Source organism: Streptomyces sp. NPDC006207, assembly GCF_040613835.1.
GTDB lineage: Bacteria > Actinomycetota > Actinomycetes > Streptomycetales > Streptomycetaceae > Actinacidiphila.
Genome location: NZ_JBEXSX010000033.1, coordinates 1 through 20,146 on the forward strand (window position 1 = coordinate 1; position 20,146 = coordinate 20,146).

Sequence of the window (20,146 nt, forward strand, 5' to 3'; positions counted from 1 at the left end):
CCGGTGGCCGTTTGACTATGCGGGCACCAACCCAGACGCCGGAGCAAACCCCCGCATCAGGTCCAACCCGCTACACCACGTCCAAGGACGCAACCCACCGACCCTGCGACGCGCGCCTCAGTCGAGATGAGACTTCGCCTCCACGCAGTGCCATATCTGGGCTCGCGTCCGCTGGCCTCGTTCCAGCCCTCGCACATCAGGCTGTGGGTGCGCGCTCTGGAGGACACGGGCCTGTCGGCGGCATACCGGCGTGGGATCTTCGCTCACGTATCAACCGTCTTCACGGCCGCCGTGGAGGATCGGATCATCCGCGAGAATCCGTGCCGGTCTCGTTCTGTCAAAGCTCCCCGGCTTGATCCACAGAAGGTCAAGCCTTGGGACACGGACCGGGTGGAGGCAGTCCGGGGCGAGCTGCCCGACCGTTACCACGCGTTGATCGAACCGGCTGCTGGATGCGGTCTGCGGCAAGGTGAGGTCTTCGGCCTGGCTGTGGAAGAGGTCGACTTCCGTAGCGGTGTCGTCCATGTGATCCGACAGGTGAAGCTCTTACGCGGGCAGCGTGTCTTCGCCCCGCCCAAGGGCGGCAAGATCCGCGATGTGCCCCTGCCGGGGTCGGTCGCCTTCGCGCTGGCCGACCACATGAGGCGCCATCCGCCGGTCGAGATCACTCTGCCGTGGAAGACCCCTGAAGGATCTCCCGTGACGGCCACTCTGATCTTCACCAGTCCAAGAGGACAGGCCCTCGATCGGAACCGCTTCAACCATTGGGTCTGGCGCCCCGCCCTACGCGCGGCCGGCGTGCCCTCGGGGAGGGAGAACGGCATGCACGCGCTGCGCCACTTCTACGCCTCCGTGCTCCTGGACGCGGGGGAGAACATCAAGGCACTGAGCGAGTACCTCGGCCATCACGACCCCGGCTTCACGCTCCGGACGTACACGCACCTGATGCCCGCGAGCGACACACGCACGAGGGCCGCCGTCGATCGCGTATTCGGCTACAAGCCTGCGACCGACGACGGCCCGGAGACGGCCCGAGCCGTCTGACAGCTATCTGACCTGCGGCTTTCTCAGTAGCCGAAGTCCTGCGTCCACCAGGGGCCGCCGTCGCCGAAGACGGCGCCGACACCGATCGTCTTGTAGTCGCAGTTGAGGATGTTGGCGCGGTGCCCCTCGCTGTTCATCCACGCGTCCATGACCTCCTGGGCCGTGGCCTGGCCGCGGGCGATGTTCTCGCCGCCGAGGTCCTTTACGCCGGCCTGCGCGGCCCGGTCCCAGGGGTCGTCGCCGTCGGGGTCGGTGTGGTCGAAGAAGGCCCGGGCGGCCATGTCGGCGCTGAAGTCGGAGGCGAGCTCGGAGAGCTTCTTGTCGTCGCGCAGCGGCCGGCAGCCGGCGGTGGCCCGGACGGTGTTCACCAGGGCGAGGACGGAGACCTCGGCGACGCTCTGGTCGCCGTCCTGCGCCTCGTCGCCGCCCGGCACGAGGGTGGCCGCGGGCGGGGAGGGGACGGTGGCCGGCGCGGAGGACGCGGAGGGCTGCGGAGCGGTGGGGGTCGCAGCGCCGTCGTCAGGGGCGGAGGTGGAGGCGGAGGGGGTCGGCGTCGCGGTGGTCGCCGGTGCCGACGGGGCGGCGGGGGGCGCGGTCGTACGGGCGTTGCCGCGGCTGGCGGGTGCGGAGGTGTCCCGGTCGGCGGGGATGGCGCCGACGTCCTGGGGGCTCGCGGTGTTCGGCAGCCCGGCGGCCTGGACCTGGCCGGGAGCGTCGTCGTGGTACGAGAACCCGCCGGAGCCGTCCGGCGAGGGCAGCAGTCCGCTGGAGACGCCGATCGCACCCACGGCCAGCGCGGCGGACGAGGCCAGCAGCCCGGTGCGCACCGGGTTCTGCTTGCGCCGCCGGGCCCTGCTGCTCTGCCCGCGGTGGCGCGGCGCCTCCTCCGAGAACGGCGCCGGCTCAAAGGCTTTACGGCTGTGGCGGCCCATCCGGTGCAGTCCTTTATGTCGACGGTGTTCACCCGAACGGGTGAGTCCTGTTGCGGCGCGACTGTACCGAAAGACAGGCGGGGCAGGTGTGAACCCTGGGCAACTGAGGGGTTAGCGTGCTTTCATGAACGACGCTGTCCGACTCACCGCCTGGGTGCGGGGCCGAGTGCACCAAGTGGGTTTCCGCTGGTGGACGCGCGTGAACGCACTGGAGATCGGCGGACTCGACGGGTATGTGAGCAATCTCTCGGACGGCCGCGTGCAGATCGTGGCCGAAGGTGAGCGGTCGCGCTGCGACGGTCTGCTCGACTGGCTGCGGACCGGCGACACGCCCGGACGCGTCGACGGCGTCACCGAAATCTGGGGCGAGCCGCGCGGCGGTTACGACGGCTTCGCGATCCGCTGACCCACCGACCCGCACACCGCCCCGTCCTCGCAGGTGAGGGGTGAGGTGACAGATCAACGGCAATCTCACGTGGCAAGAGCGACAAGGAGGTTGCCATTTCGCGCACCGCGTGCGAGGCTGCCGACATCGAGGACGCGGTGATCTTCGGGGAGCGGTCGACGGCCCTGTCCTCCACGCCACGCGGGACGCCCGCGGCGCCCTCTCGCGCCGTGTTTTCTTAGGCGCACCCGACGCCCGGGCTGTGATCGTGTTGACCGTCTAACTATTTGGTGAGACGCTGGAAGCCCCGCGCACCGCAGCTGTAGGCATGGCAAAGGGCAGCTTCGGCGCACACGGCGCGGGTGCCTATAACCCCTCACTCACGACCCACACCGCTCCCCGGTCGGTCACTCAGCGTGGAGGACCATCCATCATGGCAAAGGCGCTTCTCGGTTACGTCGGCGGCCCCGACCCTCGACTCCTCGCCGAGATGCGAAGGCTGCAGCAGCGTGTCCAGGACCTGGAAACCGAGCTCGTACGGATCCAGGCCGAGAACGATGCGCTGGCCGCTGCCTCGCACGAGCTCGTCGACGTACCTCACGCGGAGCCGGTTCTCGCCTGACCCGGCCTTTCGGCCGGTCAGGGGAAACGACTCCGTTTGGGAATGTGCAAGGGACGCCCCGGCGTCCCTTCGTCGTTTGCCGCCCCGTTAGCCCTCCCATGATCTCCGCCCTTGCATTGCATGTGCCCCCCGCATTCCTCGGTGAAACCGGGAGCGGGAGGTAGAGTCCAGCGGCGTGCACCTCAAGAGCCTGACCCTGCGCGGGTTCAAGTCATTCGCCTCGGCGACGACCCTGCGATTCGAACCCGGAATCACCTGTGTCGTCGGCCCGAACGGTTCCGGCAAGTCCAACGTCGTGGACGCGCTGTCCTGGGTCATGGGCGAACAGGGCGCCAAGTCGCTGCGCGGCGGCAAGATGGAGGACGTCATCTTCGCCGGCACGACGGGACGGCCGCCGCTCGGCCGGGCCGAGGTGTCGCTCACGATCGACAACAGCGACGGTGCCCTCCCGATCGATTACGCCGAGGTCACCATCACGCGGATCATGTTCCGCAACGGCGGCAGCGAATACCAGATCAACGGTGACACCTGCCGGTTGCTGGACATCCAGGAACTGCTCTCCGACTCCGGTATCGGCCGCGAAATGCACGTCATCGTCGGCCAGGGGCAACTGGATTCGGTGCTGCACGCCGATCCGATGGGCCGCCGCGCCTTCATCGAGGAGGCGGCCGGGGTCCTCAAGCACCGCAAGCGCAAGGAAAAGGCGCTGCGCAAGCTGGACGCCATGCAGGCGAACCTGGCCCGCGTCCAGGACCTGACCGGTGAGCTGCGCCGTCAGCTCAAACCGCTGGGCCGGCAGGCACAAGTCGCCCGCCGGGCGGTGGTCATCCAGGCCGACCTGCGCGACGCCCGGCTGCGACTGCTCGCCGATGACCTGGTCACCCTGCGGAAGGCGTTGCACGCCGAGGTCGCCGACGAGGCCGCGCTCAAGGAGCGCCGCGACGCCGTCGAGGCGGAGCTGGCGGCCGCCGTACAACGCGAGGCGCGGCTGGAGGAGCAGGTCAGGGCCCTCGCGCCGCGGCTCGCCGACGCCCGGGCCACTTGGTACGGGCTGTCGCAACTGGCCGAGCGGGTGCGCGGCACCATCGGCCTGGCCGAGCAGCGCGTACGTCATGCCACCGCGCAGCCCGCCGAGGAGCGGCGCGGCCGCGATCCGGAGGACATGGAGCGCGAGGCCGCCCGCATCCGCGAACAGGAGGCGGAACTCACCGACGCCCTGGAGGCCGCCCAGCGCGCCCTGGACGACACGGTCGACCACCGGGCCGAGCTGGAACGCCGCCTCGCGGACGAGGACAAGGCGCTCAAGGCCGCCGCCCGCGCCATCGCCGACCGTCGCGAGGGTCTGGCCCGCCTGCAGGGTCAGGTCAACGCCGCCCGCTCCAAGGCCGGATCCGCCGAAGCCGAGATCGGCCGGCTGACCGCCGCCCGCGACGAGGCGCGCGAGCGTGCCGAGTCCGCGCAGGAGGAGTACGAGGAACTCCGCGCCCGGGTCGAGGACCTGGACGCCGACGACTCCGAGCTCGACGAGCGCCTCGAAGCGGCCAACGACGAGCAGGCCGGCGCCGACGAGGCCCACTCCGCCGCCCGCGAGGCCGCCACCACCGCCGAACGCCGGCGGGCCGCCCTCGCCGCGCGCCACGACGCACTCGCCCTCGGCCTGCGCCGCAAGGACGGCACCGGTGCCCTGCTCGCCGCGGGCGACCGCCTGGCCGGGCTGCTCGGCCCCGCCGCCGAACTCCTCACCGTCGCCCCGGGCCACGAGGTGCCGGTCGCGGCCGCGCTGGGCGCCGCCGCCGACGCCGTCGCCGTCTCGGGCCCGTCCGCCGCCGCCGAGGCGCTGCGGCTGCTGCGCAAGGACGACGCGGGACGCGCGACGCTGCTCCTCGCCGGTGACGCCGCCCCGCAGGAGACCGCCGCGGTGCCCCCGGGCGCGCGTGCGGCGGCCTCGCTCGTTGGCGGCCCCGACGAACTGCTCCCGGCCGTGCGCCGTCTGCTGCGGGACTACGTCGTCGTGGAGAGCCTCGCCGACGCCGAGTCACTGGTCGCCGCACACCCGCGGTTGACCGCGGTGACCGCCGAAGGTGATGTCCTCGGCGCCCACTTCGCCCACGGCGGCTCTGCCGGTGCCCCCAGCCTGCTGGAGGTGCAGGCCGCCGTCGACGAGGCCGCCGCGGAGCTGGAGGCACTGGCCGGGCGCTGCGAGGCGCTCGCGCACGAGCAGGCCGCGGCCAAGGAACGCCGGTCGGCTGCCGCCCGGGTGGTCGACGAGCTGACGCAGCGTCGGCGGGCCGCGGAGAAGGAGAAGTCGGCTGTGGCGCAGCAGCTGGGCCGGCTGGGCGGCCAGGCACGCGCCGCGGCGGGGGAGGCGGAACGTTCTGCCGCCGCCGTGGGCCGCGCCGAGGAGTCCCTGGCGGCCGCCATAGAGGAGTTCGAGGAGCTCTCCTTCCGGCTGAGCGAGGCGGAGGCCGCCCCTGCCGAGGAGGAGCCGGACACCTCCGTGCGGGACCGGCTGGCCGCCGACGGCGCCAACGCCCGGCAGACCGAGATGGAGGCGCGGCTCCAGGTACGTACCCACGAGGAGCGGGTCAAGGGCCTGGCCGGCCGCGCCGACGGCCTGGACCGCGCCGCCCGCGCCGAGCGCGAGGCCAGGCAGCGGGCCGCCCGGCGCAAGGCACGTCTGGAGTACGAGGCGCAGGTCGCCTCGGCGGTGCTGAAGGGGGCGCACGGCCTGCTGGCCTGCGTCCAGGTCTCGCTGGGGCGCGCGGACGAGGAACGCGGCGCGGCCGAGCGCGCCAAGGCCGAGCGCGAGGCGGAGCTGGACACCGCGCGCCGCCAGGGCCGGGAGCTGAAGTCCGAACGGGACCGGCTGACCGACTCCGTCCACAAGGGCGAGGTGCTGGGCGCCGAGAAGCGGATGCGGGTCGAGCAGCTGGAGGGCAAGGCCCTGGAGGAGTACGGCGTCGAGCCCGAGGGCCTGGTCGCGGAGTACGGGCCGGACCAGCTCGTGCCGCCGTCCCCGCCCGCCGAGGGCGAGGTGCTGCCGGAGGACCCGGAGCACCCGCGCAACGCGCCGCGCCCGTACCACCGGGGCGAGCAGGAGAAGCGGCTGAAGGCGGCGGAGAGGGCGTACCAGCAGCTGGGCAAGGTCAACCCGCTGGCGCTGGAGGAGTTCGCGGCGCTGGAGGAGCGGCACAAGTTCCTCTCGGAACAGCTGGAGGACCTGAGGAAGACCCGGGCCGACCTGCTCCAGGTGGTGAAGGAGGTGGACGAGCGGGTCGAGCAGGTCTTCACCTCCGCGTACCACGACACGGCGCGCGAGTTCGAGGGCGTGTTCTCCCGGCTCTTCCCCGGCGGCGAGGGCCGGCTGATCCTCACCGACCCCGAGAACATGCTCACCACCGGTGTGGAGGTGGAGGCCCGGCCGCCGGGCAAGAAGGTCAAGCGGCTGTCGCTGCTGTCGGGCGGCGAGCGCTCGCTGACCGCCGTGGCGCTGCTGGTGTCGATCTTCAAGGCCCGGCCGAGCCCGTTCTACGTGATGGACGAGGTCGAGGCCGCGCTGGACGACACCAACCTGCAGCGCCTCATCCGCATCATGCGTGAGCTGCAGGAGAGCTCGCAGCTGATCGTCATCACCCACCAGAAGCGGACCATGGAGGTCGCCGACGCACTGTACGGCGTGTCCATGCAGGGCGACGGCGTGTCGAAGGTCATCAGTCAGCGCCTCAAGGACTGACTTCACGTTGTGAACGAACGCAGGGGATCCCTGGGGGATCCTCTGCTCTGTTGCGTCAAAATAGGCGGGTTTGACTTTGAAGATTGTAGGAATAAGGTCTGCAATGTTGTTTTAGCGTTCGAGTGATGGTGACTTGGGGAGTCCCGGCACTCGTTGCTCCTGCCCCCCACCTGAGGGCTCAATGCAGAGTCCGGGAGATTCACCAGTGACCACCACCGCACCGAAGTCCCAGGCGGCCGGCCGCTCCGGCGGCCATGCCGACCACCTCGGGCACGTCATCTTCATCACCGCGGCCGCCGCCATGGGCGGCTTCCTCTTCGGCTACGACAGCTCCGTCATCAACGGCGCCGTCGAGGGCATCCGCGGGAAGTACGACATCGGCTCGGCCGCGCTCGCCCAGGTCGTCGCCATCGCGCTGATCGGCTGTGCGATCGGCGCCGCCACCGCGGGCCGCGTCGCCGACCGCATCGGGCGCATCCGCGTCATGCGGATCGCCGCCGCGCTCTTCACGGTCAGCGCCGTGGGCTCCGCCCTTCCCTTCAGCCTCTGGGACCTGGCGCTGTGGCGCGTGGTCGGCGGCTTCGCCATCGGCATGGCGTCGGTGATCGGCCCCGCCTACATCGCCGAGGTCGCGCCCGCCGCGTACCGCGGCCGGCTCGGCTCCTTCCAGCAGGCCGCGATCGTGATCGGCATCGCCGTCTCCCAGCTCGTCAACTGGGGCCTGCTCCAGGCCGCCGACGGCGACCAGCGCGGCGACCTGCTGGGCGTCGAGGCGTGGCAGGTCATGCTCGGCGTGATGGTCGTGCCCGCCGTCCTGTACGGCCTGCTGTCCTTCGCGATCCCCGAGTCGCCCCGCTTCCTGATCTCCGCCGGCCGGACCGCCGACGCCGAGAAGGTGCTGCGCGACGTCGAGGGCGAGCACACCGACACGGCCGCACGGGTCGCCGAGATCCGCGAGCACATGCGCAGCGAGCACCGCTCCCGCTTCAAGGACCTGCTCGGCGGGCGCTTCGGCTTCGCCCCGATCGTGTGGGTCGGCATCGGGCTGTCGGTGTTCCAGCAGCTCGTCGGCATCAACGTGATCTTCTACTACTCGGCCACCCTCTGGCAGTCCGTGGGCGTCGACCCGAGCAGCTCGTTCTTCTACTCCTTCACCACGTCGATCATCAACATCATCGGCACCGTGATCGCGATGCTGTTCGTCGACCGGATCGGCCGCAAGCCGCTCGCCCTCATCGGTTCCGTCGGCATGGCGGTCTCGCTGGGCCTGGTCGCCTGGGCCTTCTCTCACAAGACCGGCACCGGCGGCCACATCAGCCTCCCCGGCACCGAGGGCGCCGTGGCACTCGTCGGAGCGCACGCCTTCGTGCTCTTCTTCGCCCTGTCGTGGGGCGTCGTGGTGTGGGTCTTCCTCGGCGAGATGTTCCCGAACCGGATCCGCGCCGCCGCGCTCGGCGTCGCCGCCTGCGCGCAGTGGGTCGCCAACTGGGTGATCACCGCCAGCTTCCCCAGCCTGTCGGACTGGAACCTGTCGCTGACCTACGTGATCTACACGGCCTTCGCCGCGCTCTCCGTCCCCTTCGTCGTCAGGTTCGTCCCGGAGACGAAGGGCAAGACCCTGGAGGAGATGGGCTGACCGGCCCCACCCGCTCCCGCCGCGCCGCCCCCGTGGTGCCCCTCCGGGCCCGGGGGCGGCGCCGTGCGCCGGGCCGCTCGCGGCCGGGCCCGGTCAGTCCTTCAGCCGGGGCAGCACCTGCTCGGCGAACAGGTGCAGGCTCCGCCAGCCCTCCTCGACCGGCATGCCCCCGCACAACGGGTGCAGCACGAGGGCGGCGGCCGGGTCGGTGCTCGCCTCCGCGAAGGCGACGCACTCGTCGGGGGTGACCACGCGGTAGACGCCTTCGCGGCGCAGTTCCTCCGGGGAGGCCGCGCTGGAGCGCACCGCCGAGCGGATGCCGGCGGACTGCCAGGAGGCGTAGGTGGCGGCCTCGTGGAACAGGTGCCGCCCGTACTCGGCCCAGGTGCGGTCGGGGTCCTCGGACAGGTGGAGCAGCGGCACCTGCGGCGGGGGCATCAGGCACCAGCCCTCGGTGCCGTGCTCGGCGAGCTGCTCCCGGTAGTACGTCTCCAGCTCCGGGAGGTGGGCGCTGGGGAAGAACGGCAGGCCGAACCGCGCCGCCCGGCGCGCCGCAGCGCGCGAGCTGCCGCCGACGATCAGCAGCGGGTGCGGGGAGCTGTGGGGGCGGGGCGTGACCCGGACGGTCCGGCCGCGGAAGACGAAGGGCTCACCGGTCCACGCCGTGAGCAGCGTCTCCAGCAGCTCGTCCTGGAGGGCGCCGCGCCGGTGCCAGTCCACCCCGAGGGCCGCGTACTCCTCCGGGCGGTAGCCGATGCCGGCGACGGTGACCAGCCGGCCGCCGCCGACGTGGTCGAGCACCGCGAGGTCCTCCGCCAGCCGCAGCGGGTCGTACAGCGGTCCGATCAGCGCGGAGACGGTGACCGCGATCCGGCGGGTCGCGCCGAGGACCGCCCCCGCGAAGGTCAGGGGTGAGGGCAGCCAGCCGTCGGGGGAGCCGTGGTGCTCCTCGGTCTGGAGGGTGGCGACGCCGTGCTCGTCGGCGTACGCGGCCATCTCCAGGGCCGCCCGGTAGCGGTGGCTCAGCGCCCCGGGCGCGGCCGCGGGGTCGACGAGGTTGAAACGTACGACAGTGGCGGGCATGCGCCGACGTTAGCTGACGAACCGTCAGATGAACAGACTCGTGGACCCCCGCCGGGTGGCTCCCGGGAGGGCCCGCCGCGTGACCGATACTGGACGGGTTATGGAAACCGTCATTCTTGCCGTAGTCATCGCCCTGGTCGTGATCCTGGCGGCCGGCGGGCTGGTGGTGGGCAGCCGCCGCAGGAAGCAGCTGCCCCCCGCACCGCCCACCGAGCAGCCGACGATCACCGCGCCCCCCGCCGAACCGCAGATCGGCGACGAGGCGGAGGCCCCGCGGGACGAACCCCGCCGGACCATCGAAGAGGTCGAGCTCCCCGAGTCGGAAGACGCCTCCGCCGGCGGCGTCCTCGTCGAGGAGCGCCCGGCCGCCCCCGAGATCGAGCGGCCCGAGCCCACCGCCGGCCGTCTGGTGCGGCTGCGCTCCCGGCTCTCGCGCTCGCAGAACGCGCTCGGCAAGGGGCTGCTCACGCTGCTCGCGCGCGAGCACCTCGACGAGGACACGTGGGAGGAGGTCGAGGACACCCTGCTCACCGCGGACGTCGGGGTCGCACCCACCCAGGAACTCGTGGAGCGGCTGCGCACCCGGGTGAAGGTGCTCGGCACCCGCACCCCCGCCGACCTGCGGCAGCTGCTGCGCGAGGAACTGCTGACCCTGATCGGCACGGATCTGGACCGCACGCTCCACACGGACGGGCTGCCGAACGGGGACGGGGCCGACCAGCCGGCCGTGCTGATGGTCGTCGGCGTCAACGGCACCGGCAAGACCACCACCACCGGCAAGCTCGCCCGGGTCCTGGTGGCCGACGGCCGCAGCGTCGTGCTGGGCGCCGCCGACACCTTCCGCGCCGCCGCCGCGGACCAGCTGCAGACATGGGGCGAGCGGGTCGGCGCCCGGACCGTGCGCGGTCCCGAGGGCGGCGACCCGGCGTCGGTCGCCTTCGACGCGGTGAAGGAGGGCATCGCCGAGGGTGCGGACGTCGTGCTCATCGACACCGCGGGCCGGCTGCACACCAAGACCGGCCTGATGGACGAGCTCGGCAAGGTCAAGCGCGTCGTGGAGAAGCACGGCCCGGTGGACGAGGTCCTGCTGGTCCTGGACGCCACGACGGGTCAGAACGGACTGGTGCAGGCCCGGGTCTTCGCCGAGGTCGTCGACATCACCGGCATCGTGCTCACCAAGCTCGACGGCACGGCCAAGGGCGGCATCGTCGTCGCCGTCCAGCGCGAGCTGGGCGTTCCGGTCAAGCTGATCGGCCTGGGCGAGGGGGCGGACGACCTCGCCCCGTTCGAGCCCGAGGCCTTCGTGGACGCGCTGATCGGCTCGTAGCCGGCGGCGTCCGGGGACGAGCGGACACGTGGACAAGGGGCGCACTCCTCCGAGTGCGCCCCTTGCTCGTCGTTCACGCGTACGCGCGGTCCCGGTGGCAGACGTACGCCAGCGTGCCGAGCAGCAGCCGGGCCTCCGGCGGCTGGCGGGCGGCGTCCAGTGCCGGCGGCCGCAGCCAGCGGACCGGGCCGAGGCCGCCGAGGTCGGAGGGCGGGGCGGTCACGTGGTCGCCCGGCCCGAGGCAGCGCAGGTCGAGGTCGGCGTCGTCCCAGCCCATGCGGTACAGCAGGTGCGGGAGCTCGGCGGCGGCCCCCGGCGCGACGAAGAACTGCGCCCGGCCGTCCGGGGTGGCGATGACCGGGCCGAGACGCAGCCCCATGCGTTCCAGGCGCACCAGGGCGCGTACGCCGGATCGTTCCGCCACGTCGATCACGTCGAAGGCGCGTCCCACGGGGAGCATCAGCGCCGCGCCCGGCACGCGCTCCCAGGCGGCCACGGCCTCCTCGAGGGTGGCCCCGGCCGGCACCTCGCCGGCGAACTCCAGCGCGTGGGCGCCCGGTGCCTTGCACCCCGGGTCACCGCAGGAGCACTGCCCGCCCCCGCGCGTGGCGCGCGCACCCGGCGCCACCGCCCATCCGCACAACCCGGTGTACTCCGCCACGGTGGTGCACGCCGAGGCGTGCGTCCGGCGGCGCGCGCCGGAGCGGATGTGTCGCATCTCCCGCATGCTGCCGATCGTGAAGCCCATGACACCCCCAACGGGTCGTAGTTGCCGATGGTTACGCCCGTGCCTGATCGGCATGTGTCAAGTGAATCGCGCCGTGTGCACATGTAGTTCATTCGAAGGGGTGGCGAATGGTGGCGTTTTCGCTGGAGGCATCGCCGGATGGGTGATCGTAGGATTACTTTCGGTTTGCAAGCCCCGGAAGTGTGCGGGCCGGCGGGTATGCCGGAGGCAAGACTCGTAGGACACTGAGGCACATGGGGGCCAGGCAGGCAACGGCCCTCATCCCCGGAGGTGTTGGGCGACGGAATGGGGGCGTCACGGTGGGCGGCACACAGGACAAGCAGCCCAACGCGCAGTTGACCTCTTGGTTTGTGCGCAGCGGCTGGTCCAAGGGCGAACTCGCCCGTCAGGTGAACCGCAGGGCACGCCAGATGGGCGCGCTGCACGTCAGCACGGACACCTCACGGGTGCGCCGCTGGCTGGACGGCGAACAGCCGCGCGAACCCATCCCGCGCATCCTGTCCGAGCTGTTCTCCGAACGCTTCGGCACCGTCGTCCCGGTGGAGGACCTCGGTCTGCGCCCCGCCCACCAGCCGCCCGCCGCGACCGGCGTGGACCTGCCGTGGGCCGGGCCGCAGACGGTCCAGCTGATCAACGAGTTCTCCCGCAGCGACCTGATGCTCGGCCGCCGCGGCTTCCTCGGGACCTCCCTGGCGCTGGCCGCCGGCCCCGCCCTCGTCGAGCCGATGCAGCGCTGGCTGGTGCCCACCCCCGCGTCCGGCGCCGACGTCCCGCCGCCGCGCGAGCCCGGGGGCAGGGTCCGGCTCTCCGAGCCCGAGCTGGAGCTGCTGGAGGCCACCACGGTGATGTTCCGCCAGTGGGACAACCAGTGCGGCGGCGGCCTGCGCCGCAAGGCCGTGGTGGGCCAGTTGCACGAGGTCACCGACCTGCTCCAGGAGTCCCATCCGCAGTCCGTCGCCAAGCGGCTCTACCGCGTCACCGCCGAGCTCGCCGCGCTCGCCGGCTGGATGTCGTACGACGTCGGCCTGCATCCCACGGCGCAGAAGTACCTGGTCCTGGCCCTGCACGCGGCCAAGGAGGCGGACGACCGCCCGCTGGGTGCCTTCGTCCTGTCCAGCATGAGCCGCCAGATGATCCACCTGGACCGGCCCGACGACGCACTGGAACTCATCCACCTGGCGCAGTACGGCAGCAGGGACAGCGCGACCGCCACCACCCAGGCGATGCTGTACGCGATGGAGGCCCGCGCCTACGCCAACATGGGCCAGGTCAGCAAGTGCCACCGCGCCGTGCGGATGGCCGAGGACTCCTACACCGACTCCCGCCCCACCGAGGACCCGGACTGGATCAGCTTCTTCAACGAGGCCGAGCTCAACGCCGAGAACGCCCACTCCTACCGTGACCTGGCGTACGTGGCCGGCCGCAGCCCCACGTACGCCTCGCTGGCCCACCCGGTGATGCAGCGGGCCGTCGAGCTCTTCTCCCAGGACACCGTCCACCAGCGCGCCTACGCCCTCAACCTGATCGGCATGGCCACCGTGCACCTGCTCCAGCGGAGCCCGGAGGAGGCCGCCGGCCTCACCGTCCAGGCCATCGACGTCGCCAAGCACGTGCGCTCCGAGCGGGTGAACACCCGCATCCGCAAGACCGCCGACACCGCGCTGCGTGACTACGGCAGGATCGCCGAGGTCGCCCAGCTCAGCGAGCGCCTGGCGTCCGACCTCCCCGAGGTCGCCGGGACCGCCTGACCCGGCGGTCCACCCCGAACCCCGGCCGCGGCCGGCCATCCCGACAGCCCGACTCGGCTCCCCCATGCCAGGTCAACCGGGTGGCCCGCCGCGGCCGGTCCTCGTCCACCGACCCGTCCGTTCGACGGCGTGGCGAGGTTTGTACACCCCGGCCCGCGCGGCACGTATACAGCTCGTCGGCCCGCCCGAGGGGTCACGGAGTCGTGACGGCGTCGTCATGGCGGCGCCCGCTGGGGTGGCGGTTCATCCCGACGTAACACGGACGACTTCTTCGTCACGGTTCCGAAACACCCGATGGCGTCGACGGAAACCCGGCTGGGACAACCTCATGGCGAAAACCGGCCCATCGAGCCCGCTTCCCGCACGGGCCGTTCGGATGACGAGGAGACGCCGATGGCAGCAGGCTTCTTGACGCTTGCCGCAGATACGCCCACGCTCGACAGCGGTAGCACGGCGTTCATGCTGCTGAGCGCAGCGCTGGTGCTCGTGATGACCCCCGGTCTCGCCTTCTTCTACGGCGGCATGGTGCGGGTCAAGAGCGTGCTGAACATGCTGATGATGAGCTTCATCGCCATCGGCATCGTCACCGTGCTGTGGACGCTCTACGGGTTCACCGTCGCATTCGACTCCGGCAACGCCTTCTTCGGCGGCTTCGACTGGGCCGGCATGCGCAACATCGGGATCTCCCAGCTGTGGGACGGCTACACCATCCCGGTCTACGTCTTCGCCGTCTTCCAGCTGATGTTCGCGATCATCACGCCCGCCCTGATCAGCGGCGCCCTGGCGGACCGGGTGAAGTTCACCGCCTGGTCGCTCTTCGTGGCCCTGTGGGCGACGGTCGTGTACTTCCCGGTCGCCCACATGGTCTGGGCGTCGGACGGCTTCCTCTTCACCCGCGGCGTGATCGACTTCGCCGGCGGTACGGCGGTGCACATCAACGCCGGTGCCGCGGCGCTCGGCGTGATCCTCGTCATCCGCAAGCGCGTGGGCTTCAAGAAGGACCCGTTCCGCCCGCACAACCTGCCGCTGGTCATGCTCGGCGCCGGCCTGCTGTGGTTCGGCTGGTTCGGGTTCAACGCCGGCTCCTGGCTCGCCTCCGACGGCGTCGCGGCCGTGGCCTTCACCAACACCCAGGTCGCCACCGCCTCCGCGATGCTCGGCTGGCTCGCCTACGAGAAGATCAAGCACGGCTCCTTCACCACGCTGGGCGCCGCCTCCGGCGCGGTCGCCGGACTGGTCGCCATCACCCCGGCCTGCGGCTCGGTCAGCCCGCTCGGCGCGATCGCGGTCGGAGTCATCGCCGGTGTGGCCTGCGCCGCCGCGGTCGGCCTGAAGTACAAGTTCGGCTACGACGACTCCCTCGACGTGGTCGGCGTCCACATGGTCGGCGGCATCGTCGGCTCCCTGCTCATCGGCTTCTTCGCCACCGGCGGGGTCGGCCAGACCGCCAAGGGCGTCTTCTACGGCGGCGGCTTCGACCAGCTGTGGAAGCAGTTCCTGGGCGTCGGCGTGGTCCTGTTCTACTCGCTCATCGCCTCGGCGATCCTTGCCAAGCTCATCGACCTGGTGATCGGATTCACCGTCAGCGAGGACACCGAGGTCGCGGGCATCGACCAGGCCGAGCACGCGGAGACCGGCTACGACTTCGCGGGCGTGGCCGGCGCGGTCCGCTCCGCCCTCTCCTCCCTGGACAGCAGCAGTGGCAGCGGCACCCAGGTGACCGACGCCCCGTCGAAGAAGGTGGACGCGTGAAGCTCATCACCGCGGTCGTGAAGCCGCACCGGCTGGACGAGATCAAGGAGGCGCTGCAGGCCTTCGGCGTCCAGGGCCTGACGGTCACCGAGGCCAGTGGCTACGGCCGCCAGCGGGGCCACACCGAGGTCTACCGTGGTGCCGAGTACACCGTGGACCTGGTGCCCAAGATCCGCATCGAGGTGCTCGTCGAGGACGGCGACGCCGACCAGCTGATCGAGGTCATCGTCAAGGCCGCCCGTACCGGCAAGATCGGTGACGGCAAGGTCTGGAGCATCCCGGTCGAGACCGCCGTACGGGTCCGGACCGGGGAGCGCGGCCCGGACGCGCTCTGAGGACGCGGGGGCGCGGCCGGGACTCCGGCCGCGCCCTTTCGCACCACCGAACCCGAGCAGTTCCACCGCACGGCCTGCGACTGGAGACAGTGTGACGGAGAACGTCGACGCGAAAGCCCACGACGGACACGCCCCTGCAGGCTATGCGGCGGCCCGGCTGGCCCTCCTGAACGGCGAGGGCCCGTCCGGGCCGCCGCGGCGCAAGGCGCTCGCCTCCCTGACCGACGCCTGGCTCGCCGACCTCGCCCGCGGCGCGGCCGACCGTACCGGGGCGCGGGGCTGGTCGCTGGTCGCCGTCGGCGGCTACGGCAGGGGGGAGCTCTCCCCGCGCAGCGACCTCGACCTGCTGCTGCTCCACGACGGCTCCGCAGGGCCCGCGGACGTCGCCGGCCTCGCCGACGGGATCTGGTACCCGGTCTGGGACCTGGGCGTCGCCCTCGACCACTCCGTCCGCACCCCCGCCGAGGCCCGCAAGACCGCCGCCGAGGACCTCAAGGTCCAGCTCGGCCTCCTCGACGCCCGCCACATCGCGGGCGACGCCGCCCTCACGGCCTCCCTGCGCACCGCGGTCCTCGCCGACTGGCGCAACCAGGCGCCCAAGCGGCTCCCCGCGCTCCACGAGCTGTGCCTGGAGCGCGCCGAACGCCACGGGGAGCTCTCGTACCTGCTGGAGCCCGACCTCAAGGAGGCCCGCGGTGGGCTGCGCGACGCCACAGCCCTGCGCGCCGTCGCCGCCTCCTGGCTCGCCGACGCCCCCCGCGAGGGCCTGGAGGACGCCCGGACCCGGCTGCTCGACGCCCGGGACGCCCTCCACCTGGTGACCGGCCGCGCCACCGACCGGCTGGCCCTGCAGGAGCAGGACCAGGTGGCCGGCGCACTCGGCCTGCTCGACGCCGACGCACTGCTGCGCCAGGTGTACGAGGCCGCCCGGACCGTCGGCTACGCCTTCGACGTCACCTGGCGCGAGGTCGGCCGGGTCCTGCGCTCCCGCCAGATGCGGCCCCGCCGCCGCGGGCTGCTCGGGCGCTCCCGCCCGGAGCAGAGCACGAACGCGCCCGAGCGCACCCCGCTGGCCGACGGCGTCGTGGAGCACGAGGGCGAGGCCGTCCTCGCGCTCACGGCCAGGCCCGAGCGCGACCCGGTGCTGCCGCTGCGCGCCGCCGCGGCCGCCGCCGAGCACGGTGTACCGCTGTCGCTGCACGCGGTCCGCCGGCTGAGCGTGGCCCAGGCCACCCGGCCGCTGCCGGTGCCGTGGCCCGCCGAGGCCCGCGAACAGCTCGTGACGCTGCTCGGCGCGGGGGAGTCCACCGTCCAGGTGTGGGAGGCACTGGAGGCCGCGGGCATGATCACGCGGCTGCTCCCCGACTGGGAACGGGTCCGCTGCCGCCCGCAGCGCAACGCCGTGCACATCTGGACCGTCGACCGGCACCTCATCGAGTGCGCGGTGCGCGCCTCGCGCCTGACCCGCCGGGTGGGCCGCCCCGACCTGCTGCTCATCGCCGCCCTGCTGCACGACATCGGCAAGGGCTGGCCCGGCGACCACTCCGAGGCCGGCGAGGTCATCGCCCGGGACGTCGCGGCCCGCTTCGGCTTCGGCCGCGCCGACGTGGAGACGCTGGCCGTGCTGGTCCGCCACCACCTGCTGCTGATCGAGACCGCGACCCGGCGCGACCTGGACGACCCCGCCACCGTGCAGAGCGTCGCCGAGGCCGTCCGCGACTCCGAGACGCTGGAGCTGCTCCACGCGCTGACCGAGGCGGACGCCCTCGCCACCGGTCCGGCCGCCTGGAGCGCATGGCGGTCCTCACTCGTCGGCGACCTGGTCAAGCGGGTCGCCGCCGTGCTGGTGAGCGGGGCGGTGCCCGCGCCCGCCGACCCCGAGCCCACCGCGGAGGAGGAGCGTCTGGCGGTCGAGGCGGCGCGCACCGGGGGCCCGGTCATCGCGCTGCACGCCCATGCCGAGCCCGACCCCGACGGGGTCCCGCGGACCGCGGACGGCGAACCCGAGCCCGTCGGCGTGGAGCTGCTGCTCGCCGTCCCCGACCGGCCCGGGCTGCTGGCGGCGGCGGCGGGCGTGCTCGCCCTGCACCGGCTCACCGTCCGGGCCGCCGACCTGCGCGCGGTCGACCCCATCCACCAGGGCCCGGTGACCCTCCTGCGCTGGCGGGTGGCCGCCGAGTACGGCTCGCTGCCCGAGGCGGCACGGCTGCGCAACGACTTCGCCCGGGCCTTCGCGGGCTCCCTCGACATCGAGGCACGGCTGGCGGAGCGGGAGTCGGCGTACCCCCGCCGTCGCGGGGTCACGCCCCCTCCGCCCCGCGTCACCGTCGCCCCCGGCAGCTCCAGCGCCGCGACCGTCATCGAGGTCCGCGCCCACGACGCCCCGGGGCTGCTGCACCGCATCGGCCGGGCCCTGGAGTCCACCGGCGTGAACGTCAGGTCCGCCCGGATCAGTACGCTCGGCGCCAACGCGGTCGACGCGTTCTACGTCACGGACACCGGGGGCGATCCGCTTCCCGACGTACGGGCGGCCGAGGTCGCCGACGAGGTGGAGCGGGCCCTGCGCTGACGCGGTGGAGACCATTCGCGGCCCGGGCGGATACCCTTGAGGACGACCTATCACCCGCCCCCGACCTGAGGATCCGCGACCGACGTGTTCGACACCCTTTCCGACCGCCTCGCAGCGACGTTCAAGAACCTCCGGGGCAAGGGCCGCCTTTCCGAGGCGGACATCGACGCCACCGCGCGCGAGATCCGCATCGCGCTGCTGGAGGCGGACGTCGCGCTGCCGGTGGTGCGCGCCTTCATCAAGCAGGTCAAGGAGCGGGCGACCGGGGCCGAGGTCTCCCAGGCGCTGAACCCCGCCCAGCAGGTCATCAAGATCGTCAACGACGAGCTCGTCGGCATCCTCGGCGGTGAGACCCGCCGGCTGCGGTTCGCCAAGCAGCCGCCGACCGTGATCATGCTCGCCGGTCTGCAGGGTGCGGGCAAGACGACGCTGGCCGGCAAGCTCGGCCGCTGGCTGCAGGGCCAGGGCCACGCCCCGCTGCTGGTCGCCGCGGACCTCCAGCGTCCCAACGCCGTCAACCAGCTCCAGGTCGTCGCGGAGCGGGCCGGCGTCGCGGTCTTCGCGCCGGAGCCCGGCAACGGCGTGGGCGATCCGGTCCAGGTGGCCAAGGACTCCCTCGACCACGCCCGCACCAAGCAGTACGACGTCGTCATCGTCGACACCGCCGGCCGCCTCGGCATCGACGCCGAGATGATGCAGCAGGCCGCGGACATCCGCGACGCCGTGCAGCCCGACGAGATCCTCTTCGTCGTCGACGCCATGATCGGCCAGGACGCGGTCAACACCGCCGAGGCCTTCCGCGACGGCGTCGGCTTCGACGGCGTGGTGCTCTCCAAGCTCGACGGCGACGCCCGCGGTGGTGCGGCGCTCTCCATCGCACACGTCACCGGCCGCCAGATCATGTTCGCCTCCAACGGCGAGAAGCTGGACGACTTCGACGCCTTCCACCCCGACCGGATGGCCTCGCGCATCCTGGGCATGGGTGACGTCCTCAGCCTGATCGAGAAGGCCGAACAGACCTTCAGCCAGGCCGAGGCCCAGAAGATGGCCGAGAAGCTGGCCAAGGGTCCCAAGGAGTTCACCCTCGACGACTTCCTCCAGCAGATGGAGCAGGTCCGCAAGATGGGCTCGATCTCCAAGCTGCTCGGCATGCTCCCGGGCATGGGCCAGATCAAGGACCAGATCAACAACCTCGACGAGCGTGACGTGGACCGCACGGCCGCGATCATCAAGTCGATGACCCCGGGTGAGCGCCAGGACCCCACGATCATCAACGGCTCCCGTCGCGCCCGCATCGCCCGCGGTTCCGGTGTGGACGTCAGCGCCGTGAAGAGCCTGGTGGAGCGGTTCTTCGAGGCCCGCAAGATGATGTCGCGGATGGCCCAGGGCGGTATCCCGGGGATGCCCGGCATGCCGGGCATGGGCGGCGGCGCACGTCAGAAGAAGCAGCAGAAGAAGGCCAAGGGCAAGCGGCAGAGCGGCAACCCGCTCAAGCGCGCCGAGCAGGAGAGGGCCGACGCCGCCCGTCGCGAGCAGCAGCAGGCCGGTGGCGCCTTCGGCCTGCCGGCCGGCCAGGAGGGCCAGAACTTCGAACTGCCCGACGAGTTCAAGAAGTTCATGGGCTGACCCAGGTCCGTGTCCGTACGGCGGCGGCGCCCCCTGCGCAGGGGACGCCGCCGCCGCGCGTGCATCATGGACCCATGCGCGTACACATCCGTCCCCCGGAGCCGGCCGACGCCCCCGCCTACCGGGAGGCGGTGCTGCGCTCCGCCGAGCACGTCGGCCGGTGGAACCCGGTCGAACCGGACGGGCTGCCCGAACTGCTGCGGCGCCAGGGGCCGGTGCTGCGGACGTTCCTGATCCTCGACGAGGAGAGCGGCGGGATCGTCGGCAAGTGCAACGTGGCCAACATCGTGATGGGGCGCTTCCGCAACGGCAGCCTGGGCTACGACAGCTACGTGCCCTTCGCCGGGACCGGGCGGATGAGCGAGGGCCTGCGGCTGGTCGTCGACCGCTGCTTCGCCCCCGAACCGCGGGGCCTGGGCCTGCACCGGCTGGAGATCAACGTGCAGCCGGAGAACGAACGGTCCGTCGCCATGGCCAGGCGCCTCGGTTTCCGCCACGAGGGCTTCACGCCCCGGATGCTCTACCTGAACGACGCCTGGCGCGACCACGAGCGCTTCGCGCTCACCGCCGAGGAGTGGCCGGGGGTCTGAGGGGCGCCGGAGCGGC

The 20,146-nt window shown here is 72.2% G+C and carries 14 protein-coding genes and 1 pseudogene; 12 read left to right on the forward strand and 3 right to left on the reverse strand.

What is annotated here, in order from left to right:
- Positions 1-84 precede the first annotated feature (84 nt).
- Positions 85-1,044, forward strand: a pseudogene (locus ABZ312_RS25080) (tyrosine-type recombinase/integrase); the annotation flags it as partial.
- Between the two features lie 23 nt (positions 1,045-1,067).
- On the opposite strand, the gene ABZ312_RS25085 reads toward ABZ312_RS25080, so the two are convergent.
- On the reverse strand, positions 1,068-1,976 hold the full coding sequence (locus tag ABZ312_RS25085; protein ID WP_500325653.1) for a CAP domain-containing protein: 909 nt from the start codon (positions 1,974-1,976) through the stop codon (positions 1,068-1,070).
- Between the two features lie 124 nt (positions 1,977-2,100).
- Between ABZ312_RS25085 and ABZ312_RS25090 the strand changes: the two genes are divergently transcribed.
- The 4 genes from ABZ312_RS25090 (at position 2,101) to ABZ312_RS25105 (ending at position 8,352) form a co-directional block, all read left to right on the forward strand.
- Positions 2,101-2,382: an acylphosphatase gene (locus ABZ312_RS25090; protein WP_500325655.1), complete on the forward strand. Its 282-nt coding sequence runs from the start codon at positions 2,101-2,103 to the stop codon at positions 2,380-2,382.
- Positions 2,383-2,794: 412 nt separating this feature from the next.
- Positions 2,795-2,983 carry a hypothetical protein gene (locus ABZ312_RS25095; protein WP_319131640.1) on the forward strand — a complete coding sequence of 63 codons (189 nt, stop codon included), beginning with the start codon at positions 2,795-2,797 and terminating at the stop codon, positions 2,981-2,983.
- Between the two features lie 175 nt (positions 2,984-3,158).
- Positions 3,159-6,716, forward strand: coding sequence for a chromosome segregation protein SMC (gene smc, locus ABZ312_RS25100; RefSeq protein WP_500438840.1), 3,558 nt, complete (start codon positions 3,159-3,161; stop codon positions 6,714-6,716).
- 181 nt (positions 6,717-6,897) lie between these two features.
- Positions 6,898-8,352, forward strand: coding sequence for a sugar porter family MFS transporter (locus ABZ312_RS25105; RefSeq protein WP_500438841.1), 1,455 nt, complete (start codon positions 6,898-6,900; stop codon positions 8,350-8,352).
- A 93-nt stretch (positions 8,353-8,445) separates the two neighbouring features.
- Here ABZ312_RS25105 and ABZ312_RS25110 read toward each other — a convergent pair whose 3' ends face one another.
- Positions 8,446-9,435 (reverse strand): LLM class flavin-dependent oxidoreductase, encoded by a 990-nt coding sequence (locus ABZ312_RS25110; protein WP_500325662.1) that lies wholly within the window; start codon positions 9,433-9,435, stop codon positions 8,446-8,448.
- 100 nt (positions 9,436-9,535) lie between these two features.
- Here ABZ312_RS25110 and ftsY point away from each other — a divergent pair, with 100 nt between their 5' ends.
- Complete coding sequence (gene ftsY / locus ABZ312_RS25115; protein ID WP_499514214.1) at positions 9,536-10,762, forward strand: signal recognition particle-docking protein FtsY; 1,227 nt, start codon at positions 9,536-9,538, stop codon at positions 10,760-10,762.
- A gap of 73 nt (positions 10,763-10,835) precedes the next feature.
- On the opposite strand, the gene ABZ312_RS25120 is transcribed toward ftsY, so the two are convergent.
- Positions 10,836-11,510 carry a bifunctional DNA primase/polymerase gene (locus ABZ312_RS25120; protein ID WP_499514215.1) on the reverse strand — a complete coding sequence of 225 codons (675 nt, stop codon included), beginning with the start codon at positions 11,508-11,510 and terminating at the stop codon, positions 10,836-10,838.
- Positions 11,511-11,743: 233 nt separating this feature from the next.
- Here ABZ312_RS25120 and nsdA point away from each other — a divergent pair, with 233 nt between their 5' ends.
- The 6 genes from nsdA to ABZ312_RS25150 all read left to right on the forward strand — a co-directional run bounded on the left by nsdA (position 11,744) and on the right by ABZ312_RS25150 (position 20,130).
- Positions 11,744-13,258, forward strand: coding sequence for a transcriptional repressor NsdA (gene nsdA, locus ABZ312_RS25125; RefSeq protein ID WP_500356674.1), 1,515 nt, complete (start codon positions 11,744-11,746; stop codon positions 13,256-13,258).
- A 393-nt stretch (positions 13,259-13,651) separates the two neighbouring features.
- The gene (locus tag ABZ312_RS25130; RefSeq protein ID WP_499514217.1) at positions 13,652-15,010 is read left to right on the forward strand and encodes an ammonium transporter; all 1,359 of its coding nucleotides are present in this window, start codon (positions 13,652-13,654) and stop codon (positions 15,008-15,010) included.
- Positions 15,007-15,345 carry a P-II family nitrogen regulator gene (locus ABZ312_RS25135; protein ID WP_500325667.1) on the forward strand — a complete coding sequence of 113 codons (339 nt, stop codon included), beginning with the start codon at positions 15,007-15,009 and terminating at the stop codon, positions 15,343-15,345. Before ABZ312_RS25130 ends, ABZ312_RS25135 begins: the two co-directional genes overlap by 4 nt.
- Before the next feature lie 91 nt (positions 15,346-15,436).
- Positions 15,437-17,914: a [protein-PII] uridylyltransferase gene (locus ABZ312_RS25140; RefSeq protein ID WP_500438842.1), complete on the forward strand. Its 2,478-nt coding sequence runs from the start codon at positions 15,437-15,439 to the stop codon at positions 17,912-17,914.
- Between the two features lie 84 nt (positions 17,915-17,998).
- Entirely contained in the window at positions 17,999-19,540 is a 1,542-nt protein-coding gene (gene ffh, locus ABZ312_RS25145; protein ID WP_500325670.1) for a signal recognition particle protein, read from the forward strand.
- A 74-nt stretch (positions 19,541-19,614) separates the two neighbouring features.
- Positions 19,615-20,130 (forward strand): GNAT family N-acetyltransferase, encoded by a 516-nt coding sequence (locus tag ABZ312_RS25150; protein WP_500325671.1) that lies wholly within the window; start codon positions 19,615-19,617, stop codon positions 20,128-20,130.
- Positions 20,131-20,146: the final 16 nt, after the last annotated feature.

What these genes read in the sequence shown, in the direction of transcription:
- ABZ312_RS25150 (WP_500325671.1), top strand. Translation starts at nt 19,615, where the DNA reads ATGCGCGTACACATCCGTCCCCCGGAGCCGGCCGACGCCCCCGCCTAC.
- ABZ312_RS25130 (WP_499514217.1), top strand. Translation starts at nt 13,652, where the DNA reads ATGGCAGCAGGCTTCTTGACGCTTGCCGCAGATACGCCCACGCTCGAC.
- ABZ312_RS25095 (WP_319131640.1), top strand. Translation starts at nt 2,795, where the DNA reads ATGGCAAAGGCGCTTCTCGGTTACGTCGGCGGCCCCGACCCTCGACTC.
- ABZ312_RS25110 (WP_500325662.1), bottom strand. Translation starts at nt 9,435, where the DNA reads ATGCCCGCCACTGTCGTACGTTTCAACCTCGTCGACCCCGCGGCCGCG.
- ABZ312_RS25120 (WP_499514215.1), bottom strand. Translation starts at nt 11,510, where the DNA reads ATGGGCTTCACGATCGGCAGCATGCGGGAGATGCGACACATCCGCTCC.
- ftsY (WP_499514214.1), top strand. Translation starts at nt 9,536, where the DNA reads ATGGAAACCGTCATTCTTGCCGTAGTCATCGCCCTGGTCGTGATCCTG.
- ABZ312_RS25105 (WP_500438841.1), top strand. Translation starts at nt 6,898, where the DNA reads ATGCAGAGTCCGGGAGATTCACCAGTGACCACCACCGCACCGAAGTCC.
- ABZ312_RS25085 (WP_500325653.1), bottom strand. Translation starts at nt 1,976, where the DNA reads ATGGGCCGCCACAGCCGTAAAGCCTTTGAGCCGGCGCCGTTCTCGGAG.
- ABZ312_RS25090 (WP_500325655.1), top strand. Translation starts at nt 2,101, where the DNA reads ATGAACGACGCTGTCCGACTCACCGCCTGGGTGCGGGGCCGAGTGCAC.
- nsdA (WP_500356674.1), top strand. Translation starts at nt 11,744, where the DNA reads ATGGGGGCCAGGCAGGCAACGGCCCTCATCCCCGGAGGTGTTGGGCGA.